This is a genomic window from Kothea flammea, from assembly GCF_052161645.1.
GTDB lineage: Bacteria > Planctomycetota > Planctomycetia > Pirellulales > Pirellulaceae > Laterigemmans.
Genome location: NZ_CP197414.1, coordinates 1252134 through 1275980, shown reverse-complemented (window position 1 = coordinate 1275980; position 23847 = coordinate 1252134). Strand labels below are relative to the sequence as shown.

17 protein-coding genes are annotated in these 23847 nt (G+C 57.4%); 13 read left to right on the top strand and 4 right to left on the bottom strand.

The genetic code is table 11. From position 1 onward, the window contains the following. Window positions 1–49 precede the first annotated feature (49 nt). The 8 genes from mdh to gatB all read left to right on the top strand — a co-directional run bounded on the left by mdh (window position 50) and on the right by gatB (window position 6790). Window positions 50–997, top strand: coding sequence for a malate dehydrogenase (mdh, locus tag SH139x_RS04480; RefSeq protein ID WP_488354091.1), 948 nt, complete (start codon window positions 50–52; stop codon window positions 995–997). Between the two features lie 138 nt (window positions 998–1135). After that, window positions 1136–1933, top strand: coding sequence for an alpha/beta hydrolase (locus tag SH139x_RS04475; RefSeq protein ID WP_488354090.1), 798 nt, complete (start codon window positions 1136–1138; stop codon window positions 1931–1933). 161 nt (window positions 1934–2094) lie between these two features. Further along, window positions 2095–2559: a response regulator transcription factor gene (locus tag SH139x_RS04470; RefSeq protein WP_488354089.1), complete on the top strand. Its 465-nt coding sequence runs from the start codon at window positions 2095–2097 to the stop codon at window positions 2557–2559. Window positions 2560–2609: 50 nt separating this feature from the next. Then, window positions 2610–3023 (top strand): DUF423 domain-containing protein, encoded by a 414-nt coding sequence (locus tag SH139x_RS04465; RefSeq protein WP_488354088.1) that lies wholly within the window; start codon window positions 2610–2612, stop codon window positions 3021–3023. Window positions 3024–3233: 210 nt separating this feature from the next. Beyond that, entirely contained in the window at window positions 3234–3506 is a 273-nt protein-coding gene (gene rpmB / locus SH139x_RS04460) for a 50S ribosomal protein L28 (protein WP_488354087.1), read from the top strand. Window positions 3507–3519: 13 nt separating this feature from the next. Beyond that, complete coding sequence (gene gatC / locus SH139x_RS04455; RefSeq protein WP_488354086.1) at window positions 3520–3807, top strand: Asp-tRNA(Asn)/Glu-tRNA(Gln) amidotransferase subunit GatC; 288 nt, start codon at window positions 3520–3522, stop codon at window positions 3805–3807. Further along, window positions 3804–5294 carry an Asp-tRNA(Asn)/Glu-tRNA(Gln) amidotransferase subunit GatA gene (gene gatA / locus SH139x_RS04450; protein WP_488354085.1) on the top strand — a complete coding sequence of 497 codons (1491 nt, stop codon included), beginning with the start codon at window positions 3804–3806 and terminating at the stop codon, window positions 5292–5294. The genes gatC and gatA overlap by 4 nt, the downstream gene beginning before the upstream one ends. Then, window positions 5291–6790 carry an Asp-tRNA(Asn)/Glu-tRNA(Gln) amidotransferase subunit GatB gene (gatB, locus tag SH139x_RS04445; protein WP_488354084.1) on the top strand — a complete coding sequence of 500 codons (1500 nt, stop codon included), beginning with the start codon at window positions 5291–5293 and terminating at the stop codon, window positions 6788–6790. The genes gatA and gatB overlap by 4 nt, the downstream gene beginning before the upstream one ends. Before the next feature lie 13 nt (window positions 6791–6803). Here the strand turns inward: gatB and SH139x_RS04440 are convergent, their stop codons facing one another. Further along, window positions 6804–7781, bottom strand: coding sequence for an aldo/keto reductase (locus tag SH139x_RS04440; protein ID WP_488354083.1), 978 nt, complete (start codon window positions 7779–7781; stop codon window positions 6804–6806). A 327-nt stretch (window positions 7782–8108) separates the two neighbouring features. On the opposite strand from SH139x_RS04440, the gene SH139x_RS04435 reads away from it, so the two are divergent. From SH139x_RS04435 to SH139x_RS04425, 3 genes are all read left to right on the top strand, one after another. After that, window positions 8109–12074 carry a DUF6797 domain-containing protein gene (locus tag SH139x_RS04435; protein WP_488354082.1) on the top strand — a complete coding sequence of 1322 codons (3966 nt, stop codon included), beginning with the start codon at window positions 8109–8111 and terminating at the stop codon, window positions 12072–12074. Between the two features lie 75 nt (window positions 12075–12149). Continuing rightward, complete coding sequence (locus SH139x_RS04430) at window positions 12150–13493, top strand: Trx7/PDZ domain-containing (seleno)protein (RefSeq protein WP_488354081.1); 1344 nt, start codon at window positions 12150–12152, stop codon at window positions 13491–13493. Window positions 13494–13575: 82 nt separating this feature from the next. Continuing rightward, window positions 13576–14025: a hypothetical protein gene (locus SH139x_RS04425; RefSeq protein ID WP_488354080.1), complete on the top strand. Its 450-nt coding sequence runs from the start codon at window positions 13576–13578 to the stop codon at window positions 14023–14025. 43 nt (window positions 14026–14068) lie between these two features. Here the strand turns inward: SH139x_RS04425 and queC are convergent, their stop codons facing one another. From queC to metH, 3 genes are all read right to left on the bottom strand, one after another. Then, the gene (gene queC / locus SH139x_RS04420) at window positions 14069–14773 is read right to left on the bottom strand and encodes a 7-cyano-7-deazaguanine synthase QueC (protein WP_488354079.1); all 705 of its coding nucleotides are present in this window, start codon (window positions 14771–14773) and stop codon (window positions 14069–14071) included. Window positions 14774–14803: 30 nt separating this feature from the next. Then, window positions 14804–15766, bottom strand: a complete 963-nt coding sequence (locus tag SH139x_RS04415; RefSeq protein ID WP_488354078.1) for a 3'-5' exoribonuclease YhaM family protein — start codon at window positions 15764–15766, stop codon at window positions 14804–14806. Between the two features lie 183 nt (window positions 15767–15949). Next, on the bottom strand, window positions 15950–19651 hold the full coding sequence (gene metH, locus SH139x_RS04410; protein ID WP_488354077.1) for a methionine synthase: 3702 nt from the start codon (window positions 19649–19651) through the stop codon (window positions 15950–15952). A gap of 444 nt (window positions 19652–20095) precedes the next feature. On the opposite strand from metH, the gene SH139x_RS04405 reads away from it, so the two are divergent. Beyond that, window positions 20096–21784 (top strand): hypothetical protein, encoded by a 1689-nt coding sequence (locus SH139x_RS04405; protein ID WP_488354076.1) that lies wholly within the window; start codon window positions 20096–20098, stop codon window positions 21782–21784. A 120-nt stretch (window positions 21785–21904) separates the two neighbouring features. Then, window positions 21905–23791 (top strand): tyrosine-protein kinase family protein, encoded by a 1887-nt coding sequence (locus tag SH139x_RS04400; RefSeq protein ID WP_488354075.1) that lies wholly within the window; start codon window positions 21905–21907, stop codon window positions 23789–23791. The last annotated feature ends 56 nt before the right edge of the window (window positions 23792–23847 follow it).

Here is a 23847-nt window from a genome sequence, read left to right as displayed (position 1 = left end):
CAGCGGTATGTAAACCAACACCCTTCTGAAAGCGGAAAGATACGCGGCCATGCGACGAGCAAAAATCACGATTATTGGAGCCGGGAACGTCGGCGCGACATGTGCCCATTGGTGCGCATCGATGGAATTGGGGGATATCGTGTTGTTGGATATCCCAGCTACCGAGCAGATGCCGGCCGGCAAATCGCTCGACTTGATGCAGTCCTCCCCAATCATGGGCTTCGACTCGAACCTCGTCGGCACGACCAGTTATGACGACTCGGCCGATAGTGACGTGATTGTGGTCACGGCTGGCATTCCCCGCAAACCGGGGATGAGCCGCGATGATTTGCTGAGCACCAACGCGCGGATTGTGACCAGCGTCGGCGAACAGATCAAAGCGACCAGCCCCAACGCGATTGTGATCGTGGTCAGCAATCCGCTGGACGCCATGGTCCAGCAAATGTGGAAAGTAACCGGGTTTCCCCCGCAACGCGTCATCGGCCAAGCCGGTGTGCTCGACACGGCCCGCTACCGCACGTTCCTGGCCATGGAACTGGGCGTCAGCGTGGAAGACGTCAGCGCACTGCTGATGGGCGGCCACGGCGACACGATGGTACCGATCCCCAGCTGCACCAGCGTGGGAGGCATCCCCGTGACCCAGTTGATCTCCGCCGAGCGGCTCGCGGAAATCGTTGATCGCACTCGGCACGGCGGTGCGGAAATCGTTTCGCTGCTGAAAACCGGCAGCGCCTATTACGCACCGGCTGCCGCTTGCGCGCAAATGGTCGAGGCGGTGGTTAAAGACAAGAAGCGTCTGATTCCGGTTGCGGCCCACTGTGACAACGAGTACGGCGTGGGGGGTTACTACGTCGGCGTGCCAGTCATTCTGGGGAGTGGAGGCGTCGAGAAAGTGGTCGAGCTGAAACTTACCGAAGAGGAAACCGCCGCTTTCAAAAACAGCGTGGATGCTGTGAAATCGCTGGTATCTACGATGGAAACCTTGCTGGCCAGTTAATCGAGCGAGGGCTGGAAGCGAATTGCTAGCATTTCTTTTTCTTGGGGCTGACGTTGACTCGGCCCCACGCGCCCTTTTAAAACCTGGCTCTTGATCACTTCGATCGACATCCTTTTCTCCTCCCGCCAATTGCCAGCGATGAATCGACTGATTCTATCCGGTCCAACCGGCCGTTCGTCGTCCATGCAACATTCATTGCGGAACTCGCTTGAGGGCGAGAGCCTCCGCGGCGCGGTCTCCCCGGTCAGTTATTTTCTGCCGGCCCGCTACGAACCCAAATATCAATATCCGCTGATCGTCTGGTTGCACCAGGATGGTGGAAATCACAATCAAGTGGCCGACGTGATGGCCCATGTCAGCACGCAGAATTACGTCGCCGTCGGCGTGCAAGCGACGCGAGCGATGGACAACAGCGGCCAGCGTTACAATTGGCTGCAATCGTCGCTCGGTACGGCCGTGGCCGAAGAGGCGGTGTTCATGGCCGTCGAACAGGCCCAGCAACGTTACTCGCTGAACCCCCAGCGAATTTATTTGGCCGGATATCGCGAAGGAGGCACGATGGCGTTGCGCCTGGGACTTCGCAACGCCGATCGCGTCGACGGGGTAATCAGCATCGACGGGGCACTTCCCCGCGGCGGCCGCCCCTTGTGCAACCTCGACCAGGCTCGAAATTTGGCGATTCTCTCGGCGGTGGCTATGCACGGCGACCGCTACCCGATGTCAACCGTCTGCGAGGACCTCAAACTGTGGCACGCCGCCCGGCTGAGCATGGACATGCGACAGTACACGGTTGATGACTGCATGGTCAGCGAAGTACTCCGCGACGTGAATCATTGGATCATGGCTCGGGTCACCGGACAAACACCCGCCAACCAAGTGGTCAGCCAGTGCCTGCCCGACCACGAAACCTTGCCGATCGAATTCTCGACCAATTAGAGCCGCCCCCGCGGCTTTTCAGCCTCAGCAGGATGGGCTTTTTTGCCCGGTCTGTTGCTCGGGCAACTTGGCATCTAACATGGAGCCAGGCCGTGGACTGATGCGGCGACTCGAAGACGCTGCCGCTAACCGCTTCCTGGCACCCCCGCCGAGAACCATCGATGACGACTGATCCCGCCGCTTCCGAATCCTGCGAAGATCCCACCTCCGCCGCCGCAGATAACCCTCCCGTCACGGAGGGTGCTCTTGGTAAACCACCCGCCTCGGGCTTTAAAGTGCTGCTGGTCGACGACGATTTCGAGATTGTCGACTCGATCCGCTATGCGTTGCAGGGGGAAGGGCACGAAGTGATCGTCGCGCGTGATGGGAACCAAGGCTTGGCACTGGCCGAACGGGAGAATCCCCACTTGATGATCCTCGACATGATGATGCCCAAACGCAGCGGTTTTCTCGTCTTGGAGAAACTTCGCCGCACGCGAGACGAACCGATCCCGGTGATCATGATTACTGGGAACGAGGGGAGCCGGCATCGTGCTTACGCCGAACTGTTGGGGGTCAGCGACTACATTCGCAAACCGTTTGCCATGGACCGGCTGTTGGAAGCGGTCCGCCGCTTGCTTCCCTAGAGCCGCATGGGTTCCCCCGTCAACCAGTTCGCCAGCAGAGAGCCACTGAAGTGAACGTGCGATTGTGGATTTTGTTGGCCGGCTTGAGCGGCGCGGTGGGCGTGCTTGTGGGAGCCTTCGGTGCGCACGGGCTGGAGGATTATCTGCAAGATCGCCAGCTCGATGCGGAAACCGTCGAGCGGCGGATAGGCCAATTCGAGACGGCCGTGCGATATCACCTGGTACATGCCGTCGCTTTGCTTGGCTTAGCCGCTTTGGCTCCCCAATTACGTCCCCGGCGTGTCCAAGTCGTGGGCTGGCTATTCATCGCTGGGTTGCTGTTATTCAGCGGCAGCCTGTACTTACTGGTGGCACTCAACCAACCCAAGCTGGGCGCAATCACTCCATTGGGTGGCGGCTCTTGGATTGTGGCTTGGAGCTTATTGGCATTTTCGGCTCAGCAGTCCGATGCGGCCCAAACATGAGTGGCCAGATTAGCGTTAGTTGACTGAAACTGCTGTCCAGTTTGCGAACTGAGGTTGCGAGGCGACCGCTTTTCGTTATATTCCGGGGCTCTGTGGAAAGATCTCCCGTCCAGTGGACGGAATTCATATTTTATATTGCACATCATCCCCCGGATTCGCGGCCCTTTAACGCTTGGCCCAGCGATTCCAGTTGATTGGAGAGTTTGTCCGATGGCCCGCCAATGCGAAACTTGCGGCAAGAAAGTTCAAATGGGCAATCGCGTGGAGACTCGCGGTAAAGCTAAGTATTTGGGCGGTGTCGGTACCAAAATCACCGGTTGCACCCGGCGTAAATTTGTTCCCAATTTGCAGAAGGTCCATGTGACTCTGCCTTCGGGAGAGAACAAAACGATGCGCGTCTGCACGCAGTGCATTCGCAGCGGCGCGGTTCGCAAGACGGTCAAGCAAAAACCGTTCTCGATGGCGACCAGCGGCAGCAAATAGCTCCTGCAGCACCATGAATCACGACGAAGTCGTCAAGTTGGCCCGCTTAGCTCGGCTCGAATTGAGCGAGCAAGAGATCGAGCAATTGGGGCCCCAATTGGAACGAATTCTTGGTTTCGTACATCAGCTATCGGAGCTGGATACGAGCGAAGTGCTGCCGATGACGACCGCTCTGGATGTAGTCAATTGCTGGGCGGATGACATTGTCCAGCCGGGGCTCACGCGCGAGCAGGCATTGGCCGCCGCCCCGCGTCATGATGAAGAGTCGTTCCTCGTTCCGCCGGTGCTCGGGCCATTATGAGCCTCCCCCTCGATTCCGCCGCCGAGCTATTGCGTTTGCAGGCGAGTGGCGATCTGACGGCTGTCGAGATTGCTCAGGCTGCGCTCAGCCGAATTGCCGACACCGAAGCTGCCGTGCGGGCCTTCACCTATCGCGCCGATCCGCTGCGAGTGCTCGAGCAAGCCGAGCAAATCGACCAGGATCGCCAAGCCGGAAAACCGCTGGGAGCCCTGGCGGGCGTGCCGGTCGCTCTCAAAGATGTCATCTGCACTGATGATATGCCGACCAGCTGTTCCTCACAGATGCTCGATGGCTATCAATCGCCCTACCAGGCAACGGTGGTTGAGCGTTTAAAGGCAGCCGGCGCATTGATCGTTGGCAAAACCAACCTTGATGAATTCGCGATGGGGGCCAGCACCGAAACCAGCGCGGTCGGCGCCTCGCGTAACCCCTGGGATGTATCGCGAACTCCGGGGGGCAGTAGCGGGGGAACAGCAGCCGCGGTGGCCGCCATGAATTGCCCTTTGGGCGTGGGCAGTGACACCGGCGGGTCGATCCGTCAGCCGGCCGCTTTTTGTGGATTGACTGGCCTGAAGCCCACCTACGGTCGCGTCAGCCGGTATGGGCTGGTGGCTTTTGCCAGCAGTTTGGATCAGATGGGGCCGCTGGCCTGGGATATCGAGGACTGCGGCTTACTGCTCTCGACGCTGGCCGGCCACGACCCACTCGATTCCACTTCGTTAGCCGAGCCGGTGCCCGCCTGGCAGGAAGCGTTGGCAAGCCGTGATCTGCGACGAATGCGGATTGGCTTGCTGATCGATGCGTTGGATGCCGAAGGGCTGGACCCTGAATTGCGATCTGCCGTGCTGGCCGCCGCCGACGTGTTTCGTTCCTTGGGGGCCACGATCGTCGACCTTTCCTTGTCCCACAGTCGTTATTGGGTGCCCACGTATTACGTCATCGCGCCGTGTGAAGCGAGCAGCAATCTGTCCCGCTACGAAGGGGCTCATTATGGCTTCCGAGCTGAGCCTGCTGCGGCCGATGTTCGGCGCGATGGTCCGCTGCTGGCAACCTACTGCCAAAGTCGCGAACAAGGATTTGGCGCCGAGGTTAAACGGCGGATCATGGTCGGCACTTACGCCCTCAGCACCGGTTACTACGACGCCTACTACTTGCAAGCGCTCAAGGTGCGGCGGTTAATTCGCAACGATTTTGATACCGCCTTTGGCTCTGTCGATTTAGTGCTGGGGCCGGTGACCCCCACGCCCGCTTTTCGCTTTGGTGAGAAAACGGACGATCCCTTGCAAATGTACCTTTGCGATTTATTCACCGTTGGAGCCAATTTAGCCGGCATTCCCGCCCTCACGTTGCCCGGCGGCGTCACGGACGGAGGTTTGCCGATCGGTGTTCAATTACAAGCTCCACCCTTGCAGGAAGGCCGCCTGCTGCAAGCCGCGGCCGCGTTCCAGGCGACCACGGAGCATCATCGCCGGAGGCCTCAAACGTGAACGCCGAAAGCGGGAATTCCCCAGCCGAGACATTGCCGCACCAGGTAATCATTGGGCTTGAAGTCCATGTGCAATTAAAGACAGCCAGCAAACTATTTTGTCGCTGCAGCACGGAATTCGGCGCGCCACCTAACACCCAAGTCTGCCCGGTCTGCCTCGGTTTGCCAGGTGCCTTGCCGGTGCTGAACCGCAGAGCGGTTGAATTGGCCGTGCAAACCGGTTTGGCTTTAAATTGCGAGATTCCGCCACTGACGAAATGGGATCGCAAACAATATTTTTATCCAGATCTTCCCAAAGGGTATCAAATCAGCCAATTTGATTTACCCATTTGCGCCGATGGCTTTGTTGACATCCCCGACCCAGCCCCCGATCGTGACGGCCAGACTCGCCGCATCCAATTGGTCCGCGCCCACCTGGAAGAAGATGCCGGCAAGAGCATCCATGACGAAACGGCCGGGACCAGCGACACGCGGATCGATCTCAACCGTTGCGGCACGCCCTTGCTGGAAATCGTTTCCCAGCCCGACCTTCGCTCCGCCGCTGAGGCCCGCGTTTTTTTGACGGAACTGAAACTCTTGCTGACGCACTTGGGGGTCTCTGATTGCGAGATGCAAGAGGGGAGTTTGCGAGTCGATGCGAACGTTAATTTGCATCTCGAAGTTGACGATAAAGTTATCGCCACGCCGATTTGCGAAATCAAGAACATGAACAGCTTCCGCGCGGTCGAACGGGCGATCGAATACGAAGTGCGTCGTCAGTACGTCGATTGGGAAGATACCGGAGCGACGATCGAGACGCGGTCCAAACAAACTCGGGGCTGGGATGACGGCAAGCAGACTACCTTTCTGCAACGCGAAAAAGAGGAATCGGCCGACTACCGTTACTTTCCCGATCCCGACCTGCTCCCCGTGCGGTTGCCACGAGAATTGGTCGAGAAACTGCGAGCCGAACTAGAGGAATTGCCGGCTGAAACTCGCACTCGGTTGCAGAACCAGTACGGATTGAAGATCTACGACGCCGATGTGATCGTCAATCAAGGCCCCGAGCTGATCGCTTACTTTGAGCGTGCCGCCGAAGTCTCCGGAGCCGCCACGCGGACCAGTGCTTGGATTCAACAAGATGTGCTGAGGACACTAAATGAGCGAGGCTTGCAGATTGGCCAGTTGGCCGTCTCGGCCGACCACTTGGGCGAACTATTAGCACGTGTCGAAGCGGGGCAGCTGGATACCTCACGCGGCCGCGACGTCTTTCAATACATGTTAGATTACGCGACCGATGTTGACGGAGCAGTCGAAGCGTTGGGAATCAAAGTCGTCGACTCCGGCGAGTTAACATCGCTCTGCCAAACGCTGGTCGACAACAACCCGGCAATCGTGGAACAGATTCGCGGAGGCAAAGTCCAAGCAATCGGTTCGCTGATCGGTCAAGCCAAAAAACAAAACCCCAACGCCAACCCACAACAAGTGCGCGAGACCTTGCTGCAGTTGATTGGGTAAGAGTCGGCCGCGGTTAGTAGGGCCCGCGAATGTGTTGGCGAACTTCGCGATGATAGAACTCGGCCAGTTGGCGATGGAGTTCAGCGGGCAGGGCAGGGAGGTCGGCGACGGCCGCGTTGCCAAGCACCTGCTCGGGTCTGCTCGCACCAGTGATGATGGTGCTGACCGCCGGGTAATCCAAGATCCAACGCTGGGCCATTTGGGCCATCGTCAGCTCAGGCGGCAACCAATCCCGCAAGCTCTCAACTAAAGCGACTCCCTGCTGGAAAGGCAAACCGGCAAACGTTTCACCTACGCTAAAGTGTTCACCGTCGCGATTGAAATTTCGGTGATCGCTGGGAGCAAACGTGGTGGCGGCGGTATACTTTCCGGCCAACAATCCGCTGGCCAGAGGCAGTCGCACGATAATGCCCACGCCCTGATCGGCCGCTCGCGGGAAGACTGCTTCCAATGGTTTTTGCCGGAAGATATTGAAGATCATCTGCAGTGACAGCAGGCCGGGTTGGTCCAAGCAGATCACCGCCTCTTCATCCGATTCGACGCTGGCTCCCCAGTGGCTGATCGATCCTTCCTGCTGGACCGTTCTCAGCCAATCAAAAATCGCACCCTGCCTCAGCACCGCAGTCGGTACGCAGTGCAGCTGCAACAGATCGATGCAGTCGACTCCCAACCGCTCGCGCGAGGCATCGATCGCTTGCCGCAGCGCGTCCAGGCTGTAACCATCGGGATAAACATCACCGCGGCCAAACTTGGTGGCAATCTTCAGCTCGGCATCCGACTTGGCACGAAATTGGCCGATCAGCCGCTCGCTTCGCCCATCCCCATAGACATTTGCCGTATCAAAGAACGAAATCCCTTGGTCGACCGCCGACTGCATGATTTGCAGCGAAGTTTCATCATCGATGGGACCAAAATCGCCGCCGAACTGCCAACAGCCCAGGCCAATTTGACTGACAGCAAAACCGGCATCGCCAAGCTGTTTGATTTGCATCGCGTCGAATTTCCTTTTGTTTGTTTTGCCCCGAGGGCTGGGGGCCAATTGGAGGTGGGTTCTATAGTGGAGGATAATTGGGGTGGGTTTCTAAACATCGCCTCTCCAACCATGGCCGTCTAGCCCCCCATGAATTTCCGGCTGCAAGTGGCTGAGATGCCATCCATGTCGATGAAGTTCCCCAGTCGCCCCGGGCCTCGACAAATTGCTCGGACAGTGGCAATGGTTTTGTTATACTGATGTTCGCCACGGAGCGATCGCCGCCGCCTCGTCGCCTACCTTCCCCTTCTCCACGAGCAATGTTCCCTCCTCCTTGAGTTTCATGAAATGTTGACTCCTCGCGTTTACCTATTGGCTCTTCTGCTCTGCTTGGCTGGCACCGCTGATCTGCTCTCAGCGCGAGCTGAGGACTCTCTCTGGGAAAAGGAAAACTTGGTTGCTTGGTGCATCGTGCCGTTTGACGCCAAACAGCGCGGCCCGCGGCAGCGCGCAGAGATGCTCTCCGAGTTGGGTATCAAACGGCTAGCTTATGATTACCGCGCGAATCATATTCCCACCTTTGATGAGGAGATGCGAGCGCTCAAACAGTATGATATCGAGCTGACCGCTTGGTGGTTTCCCGGAGATATCAATGATGAAGCAAAATTAATTCTTGACGTGCTGCGCCGCCATCAGATCAAGACACAATTATGGGTAACGGGCGGGGGCGAACCAACGCAAAATGCGGAACAGCAACAAGCAAGGGTGGAAGCCGAAGCGGCTCGGATCGGACGGATTGCAACGGCGGCCGCCGAGATCGGTTGCAGCGTGGGCCTTTACAACCATGGGGGTTGGTTTGGCGAACCAGAAAACCAAATTGCCGTAATTGAACACCTTGGAATGTCCAACGTGGGGATCGTTTATAACTTGCACCACGGCCACGCTCACCTCGATCGCCTGCCGGAACTACTGGCGAAAATGCGACCCCACCTGCTGGCCTTAAATCTTAATGGCATGACGGCTGGCGGTGACTCAAAAGGCTTAAAGATCATGCCCCTCGGCACGGGCGATCTCGATCTTCGCATCATCCGCACAATTGAAAACAGCGGCTACCGCGGGCCCATTGGGATCCTTAATCACACCGATTTGGATGCGGAGGCCCGGCTAGCCGATAACATGGCTGGACTCGATTGGCTGACTGCCCAGTTACATCCCACCGCCCCCGTCCCCCGGCGTCCTAACTACCTCACCTGGACCCGCACTGAATTAGCCCATCCCAACGACATCGATAATCTCCAGCAACTAGCCAATGAGGCTGCTGAGGAAGGAGAAGCGTTGCGCGGGATGACGGTGTTTGCCGACCAAAAATTTGCCTGCCTCGCCTGTCACCGCTTGGGCAAGCATGGCGGCCAGGTGGGGCCGGCGCTCGATCAGTTCGGGAAACAGCGAAGTGCTTGGCAACTAGTTGAAGCGGTAAAATTTCCGCAAAGACATATCGAAGATGCCTATCGCACCACGCGAGTCCTAACGGCGGCCGGCGTGATTCTTAACGGCTACGTTGTTGAATCGACCGCCGAAACCATACGTTTGCGAGATCCATCGAGCGGAGTCGAAACGTTGCTCGACCGCGACGAGATCGAGGACCAAATGGATGGCGGTTCGGTGATGCCGGTGGGGTTGCTCGAAGCGATGCGTCCCCAGCAACAGCGTGATCTGTTCGCCTTCCTCAGCGACCTCGGACATGGTCAAAAAGTGGCCCCCGAAGTGCTCGATGCGGTGCTCCAGCATTGGACCGCTATGGATCCGGTCAAGCTGGCTCTTGATCCTGCCCCTCTCGATCCTGAATATTGGACGCAGCTGCATCAACCGGTCAACCGCGATCGGATGTTCCAGTTCTATGCCAAACAGGCTGATCATTTTCGGCAACAAGAGTTTCCGCCACCGTTGTTGCAAGATTTCCCCGGGCTGGATGGCGGTGGCTTCGGACATTGGGGGAATCAAAACGAAGCGGGGTGGATGGATAGTCGCTGGAACGAGACAATGCTCAGCTCGGTGCAGTGCGGCGTGTTTCGAGCACCCGGCTTAACGGTCCCCCGCGGCGTCTGTTTGCAGCTCGGCGATGAGCAAAAAATATTCACCTGCTTTAATCCCGACACGCTCAGCTACGACCTGGTCTGGACCGGTGATTTTCTCGAATTCTCATCGGTGCGACATGGGTTCATGGATGGCCTGGGGATGGCCGGAAAAGTCATCGCGGGTGCCGGCACCGCACCGGTGCGTGAACCGTTTGAGTACCACGGTTTCTATCGACATGGTTCACAAGTCATTTTTGCTTACCGCATTGGCGATGTTGAATACCTCGATGCGCCGGTCGTGGAAGGGGGAGAGTTTCGGCGGATCAAGGCCCCGCGGGATCAACATCCGCTGGGATCACTATTGTCCGCCGGGGAACCCCAGTGGCCTCAAGTGATCGAAACACCCATCACCTTCGGCACTCAGCAGCCCTACGCCATTGATACCATCGGCTTGCCCAGCGAAAACCCTTGGAAAGCGTTGATCTATGGCGCGGGAATCGATTTCCTGCCCAACGGAAATGCCATTGTGACGACCATGCAGGGTGATGTTTGGCAGGTTGCCGGGTTGGACGCCAAGCCACCCGCCGCGGGCGAACCCGCACCCCGCGCCCGCTGGCGGAGGATCGCGGCGGGCCTGCAGCAAGCGCTCGGCGTGGTCACCACTGATGATGCTATTTATGTCCTTGGCCGAGATCGCATCACCAAGTTGCAAGATCTAAATCAGGATGGGGAAATGGATTTCTATGAATCCTTCTGCGATGGTTATGAGACTTCGGCGGGGGGCCACGATTTCATCTGCGGCCTGGAACGTGATCGCGACGGTTATTTTTACACATCATCAAGCAATCAAGGTTTGCTGAAGATCAGTCCGGATGGCCAACGCGTCGAAGTTGCCGCCACCGGCTTTCGCAATCCAGATGGCATCGGAGTTTATCCCGATGGTACGGTTACGGTTCCTTGCAGCGAAGGGCAATGGACACCCGCCTCCATGATTTGCGCGCGACGGCCAACCGACGGCCAGCCTTTCTTTGGATACCGGGGACCGCAAAACGGCGAACCGCCCGCGCTGCCGCTGGTCTATCTGCCCCGCGGAGTCGACAACTCCAGTGGTGGCCAAGTCTATATCGAAGACGATCGCTGGGGACCGCTAACCGGCAACATGGTCCACCTTTCCTTCGGCGCAGGAACCTACATGCTGTTGCTGCGTGACCAGGTGGGCGATCAATTGCAAGGGGCGACCGTTCCGCTGCCGGGTGATTTTCAATCAGGCGTGCATCGCGGCAGCTTCGGGCCTCATGATGGTCAATTGTACGTCGTGGGGATGGCCGGCTGGGGAAGTTACACCACCGAGGATGGCTGTTTGCAACGCGTCCGTTACACGGGGGGCGAAGTTCAACAACCGATTGATTTTCACGTTCACGAAAATGGCGTGCGGATTACCTTTTCGGCCCCCCTTGATCCAGCCACCGCCGCCAACCCCCGCAGTCATTTCGCGCAAGCCTGGAACTATCGATACAGCAGCGCCTACGGTTCGCCAGAGTATTCGAGTCGACACGCGGGGGTTCGTGGCCATGACGTGTTGCCCATTCAGTCGGCCCACGTGCTGGCCGATGGTCGCTCTTTGTTTCTCGAGATACCCGACGTGCAACCGGTGAACCAATTACACCTGCGGCTCTATCCACGCGCCGATGTCGGACGTGAGATGTTTGTCACGGTGCACGCCCTCGATGAACCATTCCGCGATTTCCCCGGTTACCGCGAGGAACGGAAGGTCATTTATCCGCATCCAATCTTGGCCGATATTTCGCGAGCGGTCGATAGTAAACCGAATCCTTGGCGGGAGGAGATCGCCGGGGCGCGGGAGATTAAGTTGCAAGTCGGCAGCAATCTCGCTTTTGAAACGCGAGAGTTGCGAGTGCAAGCTGGCGAAGCAATTAAGTTGACTTTGGTGAACCCCGACGCGGTACCTCATAACTGGGCGCTGCTGCAACCGGGAAGCACGCAAGCCGTCGGCGAGTTGGCCAACAAACTTGTTGGCGACCCCGAGGGCGCGGCGCGGCAGTATGTCCCCGAGCACGAGGCGGTGTTGGCTTACACCGATGTCGTCGAACCCAAAAATGAATTCTCAATCTTTTTTCGGGTCCCGCAAACGCCAGCCTCCTATCCTTATATCTGCACTTTCCCCGGCCACTGGATGGTGATGCAAGGCACAATGATTGTGGAAGCAGAAAATGAATAGCAGCTTTCTACAAATTGAAATGTCAAATGGACAATGGTCCGAGTGTCTTTCCAGCTTTCACCGAGGAACATGGCAATGTTGTTGAGCATCACCCGCCTGAGCATTTTCGGATGTTGTCTGTTGCTAGCTTCCGTATTGGCTGCCCAAGAGCAGTTGTCCCGCGCTGAAAAATTACAGCTTGATCGGGAGCGTGTGGAGTCAGAGGGCCGTTGGCTGTACAACGATTTGCCCGCCGGGTTTGCCCAGGCCAAAGAAAGCGGCAAACCATTGATGGTGGTGCTGCGCTGTGTGCCATGCGAAGAGTGTGTCAAATTGGATGACGACTTGGTTGACAAAGATCCTGAGATCAACGGCTTGCTAGATGAATTTGTCTGTGTTCGTCAGGTGTCAACAAACGGGCTAGATCTGAACATTTTTCAATATGATACCGATCAATCGTTTGCCGTCTTTTTTCTCAATGGAGACGGCACCGTTTATGGACGCTTTGGCACTCGTTCACACCGCACCGAATGGCTCACCGATGTCTCGCTCGAAGGGATGCAAAAAGCGATGCGGGCGGCTTTGGCTTTGCATAAAAGCTATCCGCAGAATGCCGCTTCCCTGGCGGGTAAACAGGGGACGGAACCGGATGTCACTTCACCGGAACAGTACCCCGCGCTACGCGATAAGTATACAAGTCGCCTGAAGTCGGGTAACGATTTGGTAAAGAGCTGCATCCATTGCCATCAGATTGGCGATGCGCAACGTGAATATTACTGGCAAGCCGAGGAACCTGTTCCCGAGAGGGTAATCTTTCAATATCCCCACCCCAAAAGCATCGGTTTGGTGTTCGATCCAAAACAACGCGCCACCGTTGAAGAAGTGCTTCCTAATTCTCCCGCCGCCGAGGCTGGATTCAAAGTCGGTGATGTTCTGGTCTACATGGCTGGGCAACCGTTGATCTCCATGGCCGATGTTCAGTGGGTTCTGCATGGCATTCCAGCGTCGGGTGCTGCGGTCGCAGTGCGAGGAAACCGGGGTGGAGAGCCGTTAAACCTGGAACTGCAATTGGCCGCCGGTTGGCGTCAACGCGATGACATTTCCTGGCGAGTCAGTTCGTGGGGCTTGCGTCGGATTGCTACCGGCGGCTTGAGTTTGGAAACCGCACCCGCCGAGATCAGAAATGAGTTGCCGATTGCCGACGACCAAATGGCATTGCTGGTGCGCCATGTGGGCCAGTACGGAGCCCACGCCACGGCCAAACGTCAAGGCTTCGCGGTGAATGACATTATCATCAGTTATGACGGACGACGCGATCTATCACGAGAGACAGATTTGCTGGCTTACGTGTTGAGAAATCGCAAAGCGGGTGAGCGGGTGACGGTTGAGTACCTCCGCGATGGCCAATTGCGCCAAGCAGAGTTACCGATTCAAGAATGACAAGATACGATGAGCGGCAGGTCGATTCTTTGTTGACACGACGAGTGATTTCGAAATTTTACAAACTGAAAATGAGCACTCAATGATTCGCGCGATAGTGGCAGCTGTGGTTGGCTATGTGGGCATGGTTTGCGTGGTGATTCTGGGAATCGCCGCCACTTGGTTTTCCCTGGGCAACGAATTCGCATTCGCCGGAGAAACCGTTAATGCCAGCCTCGGGTGGACAATCGCTTCGCTGGTGGGGGGCGGCATCGCGGCAATCTTTGCCGGTCGGCTGGCCACGTTGGTCTCGCGGAAAAAGCCAGTGTTAGCGACCAAAATTCTGATCGGCATGGTGATCGTCATGGGAGCGATCACGATCGCGATGAATTTGACAACTGACGTGCCGGAATTGCCCGAGGGAACGAAGATCGCCGATTTGGATTTCCTTGAAGCGGGCCAATACGCTCGCAGCCCCATGTGGTATCACTTCGCGATCGTGATTGTCGGCGTGATCGGAGTGAGCTGCGGTGGCAAGTTGAAAGAAGCCTAAGCAGCCAAAGTCGCCTTTCGCTCCGCCGACGGTCCAAGCGTCATCAAACCAAGGCGGGATCAGGCTGGCCACATTCGGCAAAGCCTTTGGCCCGCAGCAGGCAGGCATCACAATGTCCGCAGGGGCGCCCTCCTTCACCAGGATCGTAGCAGGAGAGGGTGAGCGAGTAATCGACCCCCAACTCTAGACCCTTGGCGATAATTTGAGCTTTGGAAAGCTGAATTAAGGGAGTGTTGATTCTCAGTGTGTGGTGCCCTTCTACGAACAACTTGGTCGCCAAATTAGCCATGCTCTCGAAGGCGCGGATAAACTCGGGGCGGCAATCGGGATAGCCGCTGTAGTCCAGCGCATTGACACCAATGAAGATCTCCAGTGACTGCCGCGCCTCGGCCAATCCCATGGCAACCGACAAGAAGATCGTGTTGCGAGCTGGGACGTAAGTAACCGGGATGTGGATACCTATTTCCTCGACGGAGTTGGACTTGGGGACAGCAATCGATGCATCGGTCAGCGCCGAACCACCGATCGCGGCGAGGTTAATATCGATCACGGTATGGGAAGCCACTTGATAATGATCGGCCAACCGTTGGGCTCGCTCCAATTCGTACTGATGGCGTTGGCCGTAGCGAAAGCTGAGCGAGTGAATTTGATAACCTTGGCTGCTGGCAATTGCCAAACAGGTGGCGCTATCGAGTCCGCCCGAGAGCAAGACAACTGCGGAACGAACCGGGGTGGGCAGGGTGGACATGAGCGGACTCTTCCTCTTCCGTTTTGAGCGTTAAGGCTGCTTCCATAGCTTGCGACCGAAAGCTGGATTGAAGTTGGTCCAGTTCCCTTCCGCGGCGACATCTGTTTCCAGCACCGCATCGGCGGCCGCCATCTTGGCATCGAGGTTATCGATGTGATGCAGTAAAATCGCTTCCACTGTCAAGGGAATTTTAGGGCTACCAAATTCCAACTGTCCGTGATGGCTGAGCACGAGGTGTTCCAATTGCCAACGCAGCACCTCGGGAAACGAATCCCCCAGCTGCTGCTCCGCTGCGCGAATTTTATCGGCTAACATCTGCACGCCGATGATAATATGCCCGATTAATTGGCCCCGATCGGTATAGACCGTCTCCTCACCGACGGAGAGTTCCTCGGTTTTGCCCAAGTCATGCAAAAAGGCTCCGAGGATCACCAGTTCGCCGTTGACGCGGGGATATCTGGGCGCGATCAGCTGGGCCAACTCCATCAGATCGATCGTGTGCCGCAGCAGTCCACCCGGGTAGGCATGGTGGTGATTAACCGCCGCGGATGCTTTCTTCAGCTTGGTCATGAAGCCCTCATCGCCGATGAAAGCCAACCCAACGGCGCGGAGCAGCGGATCCGTCAGCCCCTCGATCAGGGTTCGCAATTGGCTCTCCATCGCATCGGCCGCGGTGGCATCAAACCGCTCGAAGTCAGCCGGATCCACCGAGGCGGTGTCAACTTTTTCGAGTTGCGAGACGATCATCTGCAAGCCGCCATTGAAGACTTGCAAACGCCCCACGCAGCGGAGGAAGTCCCCCCGCTGGAAAGCATTAAAAACGTCCTCGTCGGCGTTCCAAAGCATCCCGGTCAGCGTCCCGGAGCGATCGGCCAACTTCAAAATAATGTATTTGGCTCCCTGCCGGTTCGCTCGCAGTTGTTTGTCTGCCGCGCGAAAAGTTTGGTCAACTTGCTCTTGCGGTTTTAGTTCGGAAATCAGGCGACGGGGCATCGGCGGTAGACATTGCGAGTAAAAAAATTGGGAGAATGCTGCAAATCTCACCAGCAATGCCGGAGAATTTATCCGCGCAACCCGCGAGCCGACAACCAATCGGCTCACGAGCTGTTCACAGTGCGAGTTGCAATAAAAAAGTGCGAGTTGCAATCAATCCGCTGCACAGCGGGAGTGGCCAGTTTAGACTTCGTAACCAAGATTGGGAGCCAGCCAACGTTCGACTTCGCGGAGCGGCATCGCTTTCCGTTTGGCGTAGGCCTGGGCTTGTTCCCGCGTGATCCGATCGACGGTGAAATAACGTGATTCGGGGTGCGCGAAATACAATCCGCTGACGCTGGCCGCCGGGGTCATGGCGTAGCTTTCGGTCAGCTCCACGCCGACATTTTGTTCGGCCTGGAGCAGTTCAAAGAGCAGTTTCTTTTCGGTGTGATCGGGGCAAGCTGGGTAACCGGCCGCCGGTCGAATTCCGCGATACTTCTCATCGATCATCTCTTCGTAGCTGAGTTGCTCTTGGCGACCATATTGCCAGGCGTGACGGACTTTTTGGTGCAGCATTTCCGCGAACGCTTCAGCCAAACGGTCGGCGATCGCTTGAATCATGATGCCGTTGTAGTCATCGTGCTCCGCCTTGTAGGCGTTTGCCAATTCCTCGGCACCGATCCCTGCGGTGACGACAAAGCCGCCAACATAGTCGGCGCGACCGCTGTCCCGGGGAGCGACGTAATCGGCCAGACAGCGGTAGCATTCCTGCCCCTTGCGTTGCCATTGCTGGCGAAGGAAGTGCAGACGGGCACGTTCGGTTTGCCGGGTGTCATCGGTATAGAGGATCACGTCATCACCCTCGCTCGCAGCGGGGAAGAAACCGAACGCCGCTTTGGCGCGGAGCGTTCCCGCCGCAATCACTTTGTCGAGCATCGCGTTGGCGTTTTCGTACAGTTCCTTGGCGACGGTACCAACGTAAGAGTCATCAAAAATCTTCGGGTACTTACCCTTCAGCTCCCAAGTCATGAAGAAGGGAGACCAATCGATGTAATGGCGAAGCTCCTCCAGCGATTGATCTTCGATCACCTGCACCCCGAGGAACTCGGGTTGGTTGATCTCGACATTTTTCCAGTCGGTGGGAAACTTTTTCTCACACGCTTCCTCGTAGGGAACGAGCGTTTGCTTGCGGCCTCGATAGCTGGCCACCAATTCTCGCTGCGTTTCAATATTATCCTTGATGAATTTATCGCGGTGTTTTTTGCTGAGCAATTTCTCCACCACCCCAACGCTGCGACTGGCGTCGAGCACGTGCACGATCGGACCATCGTAAGCTGGGGCAATTTTAACAGCCGTATGCTTTGCACTGGTCGTGGCTCCACCGATCAGCAGCGGCATGGTCATTCCCAGTCGCTTCATTTCTCGAGCCACCTGCGTCATCTCATCGAGGCTGGGAGTGATCAGCCCCGAAAGACCGATCATGTCGACACCCTGCTTGGTAGCTTCCTCCAAAATCCGCTCGGCCGAGACCATTACACCCAAATCGATGACTTCATAATTGTTACAAGCCAGCACCACGCCCACGATGTTTTTACCGATGTCGTGCACGTCACCTTTAACGGTGGCGATCAAAAATTTGCCGCGTGCCTCTTGGTCTTGGATGCCGGCCTCGATCTTTTCCTGCTCCATGAATGGTTCCAGGTAGGCGACCGCTTTCTTCATCACCCGCGCCGATTTAACCACTTGCGGGAGAAACATCTTGCCTTGGCCGAATAAGTCACCGACGACCTGCATCCCATCCATCAAGGGACCCTCGATGACTTCCAAACAACGCGTGCATTGTTGGCGAGCCTCTTCGGTATCTTCGACGACAAATTTGTCGATGCCTTTAATGAGAGCATGCTTCAGCCGGGCATGGACGTCTCGTTCACGCCATTCCAAATCGGCTCCGGCAGTCTTCTTGCCGCTGGTGTCTTTGATGGATTCGGCGAAAGTCAGCATCCGGTCGGTGGCGTCTGAGCGGCGGTTCAGCAGCACGTCCTCAACATGCTCCAGCAAGTCCTTGGGGATTTCCTCGTAGACTTCCAGTTGCCCCGCGTTGACGATCCCCATATCGAGCCCAGCTTGCACAGCGTGATATAAAAACGCGCTGTGCATCGCTTCGCGAACGCGGTCATTGCCACGGAAGGAGAAACTGATATTGCTGACCCCGCCGCTGGTCTTCGCTCCGGGGCAGACTTTTTTGATCTCGCGGACCGCTTCGATAAAGTCGACCGCGTAATTGTCGTGCTCTTCGATTCCGGTAGCCACGGTCAAGATATTGGGATCGAAGATGATATCTTCGGGCGGAAACTGAGCCTTTTCAACCAACAATTTGTAGGCGCGTTGGCAGATCGCCACTTTATGATCTTTCGTTGCCGCTTGCCCTTTTTCGTCGAAGGCCATCACGACGGTGGCGGCACCGTATTGCCGCACCAGCTTGGCCCGCCGCAGAAACTCCTCTTCGCCATCTTTGAGCGAAATTGAGTTGACGATTGCCTTGCCCTGCACATTCCGCAAACCTTCTTCGATGACTTCCCATTTACTACTGTCGATCATCACGGGAACAGCGGCCGCCACGTCATCGCCGGCGATCAAGCGGAGAAAGCGACGCATCGCTTCGGCTCCATCGAGTAGCGCGTCATCGAAGTTGATGTCGATGATCATGGCGCCGTTCTCAACTTGCTCGCGAGCAACTTCGACACCTTCGTCGTATTGGTCGTTGCGAATCAAGCGAGCAAATTTCTTACTACCCGTTACGTTCGTCCGTTCCCCGATCATGGTGAAAGGAATTTCTGGCCGCAAAGCCACCGGCAACTGACCGGAAAGGCGGGTGTAAACCGAGGCTGACGGTTCGCGGCGAGGCTTGATCCGACGTACCGCGGATTCGATTTCGCGAATGTGCTCGGGGGTCGTTCCGCAACAGCCGCCAACGATATTCAACCAACCGTTGTTGGCAAAATCGGCAATCATCTCACCCATGGCACGGGGCCCCAAGTCATACTGCCCCATCTCGTTGGGGAGCCCCGCGTTGGGATAGCAGCTGACCGGCGTCTCAGCCACTTTTGACATTTCCTCCAAGTGGGGCCGCATAATGTCAGGCCCCAAGGCACAGTTCATGCCGATCGAGAGCAGCGGAAAGTGACTCAGCGCGGTGACAAACGCCTCCACACTTTGGCCGCTGACAAAGGTTCGTCCCCCTTTGTCAAATGTCCCACTGACCATCACCGGCACCCGCCGGCCACCTTCGTCAAAGTAATCTCGGATCGCGAATAAACAGGCTTTCAGGTTGAGCGTGTCAATCGCCGTTTCGGGCAGCAGCAGATCGACGCCCCCCTCGATCAGAGCGGCAACCTGGCGGCGATAACTGGCCACCATCTCGTCATAACTGACGTCTCGGTGGGCCGGGTCGTCGACGCTAGTGCTGATTGCCATCTGGCGGCTGGTGGGTCCGATCGAGCCGGCAACAAAACGAGGCTTGTCGGGCGTTTTCTCGGTCCACTCGTCGGCGGCGATCCTCGCGCAGCGGGCAGCGGCTAAGTTAATTTCCTCGACCAACTCCAATGGCAACTCAAAATCGGCCATGCCGATGGGGGATGCCCCAAACGAGTTCGTCTCGACAATATCTGATCCGGCTTCGTAGTAGGCTCGGTGAATGTCGGTAATTTTGTCAGCGTGCGTAAGGCAAAGAATATCGGAGAAACGACTCAAATCTTTGTGATGGTCGCGAAAACGCTCTCCGCGGGCGGCTTCTTCGTCTAATTTCAAACGCTGAATCATCGTCCCCATGGCTCCATCGAGCACTAGGATGCGAGATTGCAAGAGTTCGGAAATCTGATCGGCAGGTGATGACGCTTTAAGCATTCGGCTCGTTAATCGCTGGAGTCAAATTAGTAATTGTTTTGCTCTGGCGGTGACAACTCTTGAAGAGTGCACCGCCCCCATCGTCTCACGTTGGGGCCATTTCGGCAAGGTTCGCTGGTTTTTCCTCACAATAAAGCCAGTTTAAAGGGGCTCCGAGGCACGTAAGTTTGCTCAAACCGTTTGCCAACCAGCAACCACCAGGGGGGCAGTTTCTTCGGGGGCATCCAACTGGCTTCACTATAATTCGAGAACTTCCGTCGTCACGAGTACACGCATGATCGATCTTGCCAAACCGCTACAGATTAGCTATCCCGCAAAAGACTCAAGATCAAAACATTAAGAACCGATACCCACACTACCTCGGTGCGCGGCGCAAGGCAGCGGGCGCGTGGCCGCGTCTCTGCAGCCAGTCCGACAACAGTCGCCAGTCAAGGAAGGCAGTCAATGACGGCTCCGAAACACGGAAACCGGCCAGATAGTCAAGTTCAACGTGCTCGCGGTGGAAGTCCCCAGCGGATTTTCCTCAGCTCAGGCACGGTCGTTGATCGACCTCCTGTGCTGTTCCGAATGCCCTCGGTAGCGACGACTAACGCGGCGAGCGATCCACCGCCTGATTCGGAAATCGATGCGTCGATTGGTTCGACAATTGATGCTGCCGGCGAGCCGCGGAGCTCGGAAAGGGCTGCAGCCACGCTGCAGACACCCGCTTTAGGCGAGCAGATCGTAATGATCGATCCTGCCGTGTCGAGTCATCAAGCAACGCCCAAAAGCGACGCCGGCATTTCCGCTGGCGAAGATGGTGGTTCGCCGCCAGCCGCGAAAAGTGCTGAACCAACTGCGGAACCTCGGGAAGAGCGAAGTCGCAAGGAAGAAAGTCGCAAGGAAGAAAGTCGCAAGGAAGAAAGTCGCAAAGAGTCAACGAAACCTCGAGTCGTGGAGACATCCCCGCTGGCGGCGGTTCCCGCCGGAAGATCGTGGATGGAATCGTATGGGTCGCGGCTAATCCCAGTGTTGTTGATCGTGGCGGTGGCGGCTTACGCGCTGCTCGTGAACAACGGGGCCGAGTCAGAGCCCGAAATGACCTTGGCCGACTTTGAAATCAATACGGGCGAGCCACTCGACACGGACGCGGCAGTTGCCCCGGCGAACAATCCGCTCACCGCTCCAGCAGTCCAATCGGGCAATCGGAATCAGACCAACAGCAATCAGACCTCGGCTGAAAAATCTGGCAACATCGCGTTGGCTCCACCAGCCAACGATCCTCAGGCGGCCACCTGGTCAGGCAATTCGGAAATCTCCGAAGTGAAACCTGATTTTGATCTCGCCGAGTTGATGGGGTCACCAGCAGCAGCGGACGCAATGTCAGCCAAGGACCAGCCAGTCGCTGCGTCAGCCAACGACCAGTCGACCGGGCAATTCGCCGCGGATAACTCGGCAACTTCCCAGTTCAACGCACCGGGCTCCCAAATCAACACGCCAACTCCCCACGTGACCGTGCCAACGCCGGGCGTTAATCAGCAGCCAGAGTGGCAACGCGACTTGGCCGCAGCAGGTGAAGCGGCTGGTATCCGGGAACCAGAGCCGAGCGCTACCACGTTCAACGACGGAGTCATTCGCGAGGGCATTGCCGCGGGCAACGCAGCAACCGGGCAACGCGATAGCTCACCGATTCGAGATAACCAATGGGTCAAGCTTGATCGCCGCGAACAGGCGGCACCCAGCGAACAACAATTTGCTGACGCGAGGCGGCAGCAGGAAGCTTACCGTCCCAATTCAGAGCCTACGGCAATGCGTGCGGAAGATGCAATTCAAGCTGCCGTGGATGCGGCTGTCAGCGGCCAGTTCACCAGCCCTGGCGAACCTCCAGCCGCGCCCAATTATCGCATGTCCAACCAGCCCGCGGGGATCCCCGACTGGAGTCGCTACCTGCCGCCTCCTCAAAACTCCTCCAATTCAGGCTCGTTAATCCGGGGCATGCAACCCAATGACGCCAACCCGGTCGCCGTGCCGCCTGAGTATCCCGGCCAGTATCCGGGACAGTACCCAGGCTCCGCGTATGGCAGCCCAGGTGTGCCTCAACAAGCTTATGGGATGCCGACCGGCTATCCCCAACAGCCGCCGGCGACGCGATAGTCGCAAGAATTGAGATTGACCCCAACGGTCTGGAACCAGTACCAGACGGTTGGTTAAGGGCTAACGAAAAACAGGGCTGCAGCAGTCCACCCCAATTGTTTACCTAGGCAGCGAATCGCCATGAGCAAGCTCGACGACGCCTTCTTGAAGGCTTACGCAAAAGTCCGTGGTGGCAGCACAGAACCGCCGAAGGTGGATGAACCTCCTCAAGCTCCCACCGAGCTACAGGAAGGGGAAATTTGGACCGACAAGGATGGTGAGCAGTACGTAAGGCCAGATGACGGTGTGATGAACGTGGCTTCGTTCATCGCTCGCACCGCCAATGGTCGCCCGCGGGGAACAGCCCGTCCCGGTGGCGATGGGGTCGCCGATCTCGAACCACCCCACAGCTCCGATTCACCCGATTATCAATCGCTCTCCGATGACCGCCGCGGCGGCGGCTCGCTGGTCGAACAAGTGCAAGCGGTCCGCAATCCCCACTTCCAACCGATCGCGGTCGACTTGGCAGCGCTGGATATCTTCTCCGCTGCTGCCACGCTGGTCGATGAACGCCCCTCGATCGCCGCTCGCGTGCAAACCATTCCGCAACGAGGCCAGCCGCTGCCAGCGACCGGGGTCGAATACGCGAGTGAACAACAACAAGAGCTCGCCGGGGCCGCTGAGCCAATCCTGAGAGCCGATGCGCCCCATCGCGCCCCGACGGAACAAGCCCAGCAAGCACAACTGCGGGAACAAGCCCGCATCGCTGAAGAAGCCCGCATCGCTGAAGAAACTCGCGTTGCCGAAGAAGCTCGCATCGCCGAAGAAGCGCGCGTTGCCGAAGAAGCTCGCATCGCCGAAGAAGCGCGCGTTGCAGAGGAAGCGCGGTTAGCTGAGCAAGCTCGACGATTCGAAGCGGCTCGTCAAGCGGCCGAGGCTCGGCTTGCTGAACAAGCGCGGTTAGCCGAACAGGTCCGTCTAGCGGAAGAGGCCTTGCTGCTCGAGCAGACTCGCGTTGCTGAGCGGGTTCGCGAAGTGGAACAAGCTCGCGCAGCCGAGGAAGCAAGGCTCGCCGAGGAAGCCCGCGCCGCTGAGGAAGCAAGGCTCGCCGAGGAAGCCCGCGCCGCTGAGGAAGCAAGGCTCGCCGAGGAAGCAAGGCTCGCCGAGGAAACGAGGCTCGCTGAAGAAGCCCGCTTAGCCGAGGAAGCACAAGTGGCCGAGCAAACTCGACTCGCCGCAGAAGCACGCTTGGCCGAACAGGCGCGGCTGGCTAAAGAAAAGACATTGCTGGAAGCTGCTCGAAGCGCGATGGATCAAGTCTCCTCGGTAACCGATGCCGTTTCGGTGAATGACACCAAAGCCAATTTCCACGCCGCCTGGGAAGTTGATCGGTTTGAGTTTGAATCGATAGTCTGGGACTTGAGCGTGGAAACCAGCCCGCTTTGGGAGGCATCTGAGCAATTGCAAGTTGCTTGCCAAGAAGGCTTACGAGTGATGGCGATCAGCAGTCCCGCGCGTCAGCAGGGACGATCGACACTGGCGATTACGTTGGCTCGCATGTTAGCGGCCAGCGGATTGAGCGTAGCCTTGATCGACGGTGATATCGACCGGCCGGCGATCGCCGAAAAACTCAGCTTGGAAATCCGTTTGGGTTGGGGTGATGCGGTGCGAACGGGATTGTCGTGCGAAGAAGTCGCCGTCCATTCGGTCGAAGATGGCTTTACCGTGTTGCCACTCGCGACTCCCGACAACGGGTTGGGGCTGCGACCGGACAGCAAAGCAACCGCAAGCATGATAGACCAACTGAAAGCCGCTTTTGATTTGGTGATCATCGATTCCGCCAACGTCAACGTGATCGGTGGCTGGATTCCGGGTGCCGATTCGCCTTGTCAAATTGACGCCGCTTTGGTGATTCAGGATGCTCGCAGCGAAGACCCCGAAGCGATGCAAGCCTGCCTGCGAAGGCTGCACAAATTAGGTATCGAAAACATTGGACTGGTCGAGAATTTTTCAGCCAGCACTTCTTGAGCGGCAGGCTTCGTTCCTGCGGTTCCCCTACGACCCGTTGCTCAACTCCCCAGGGA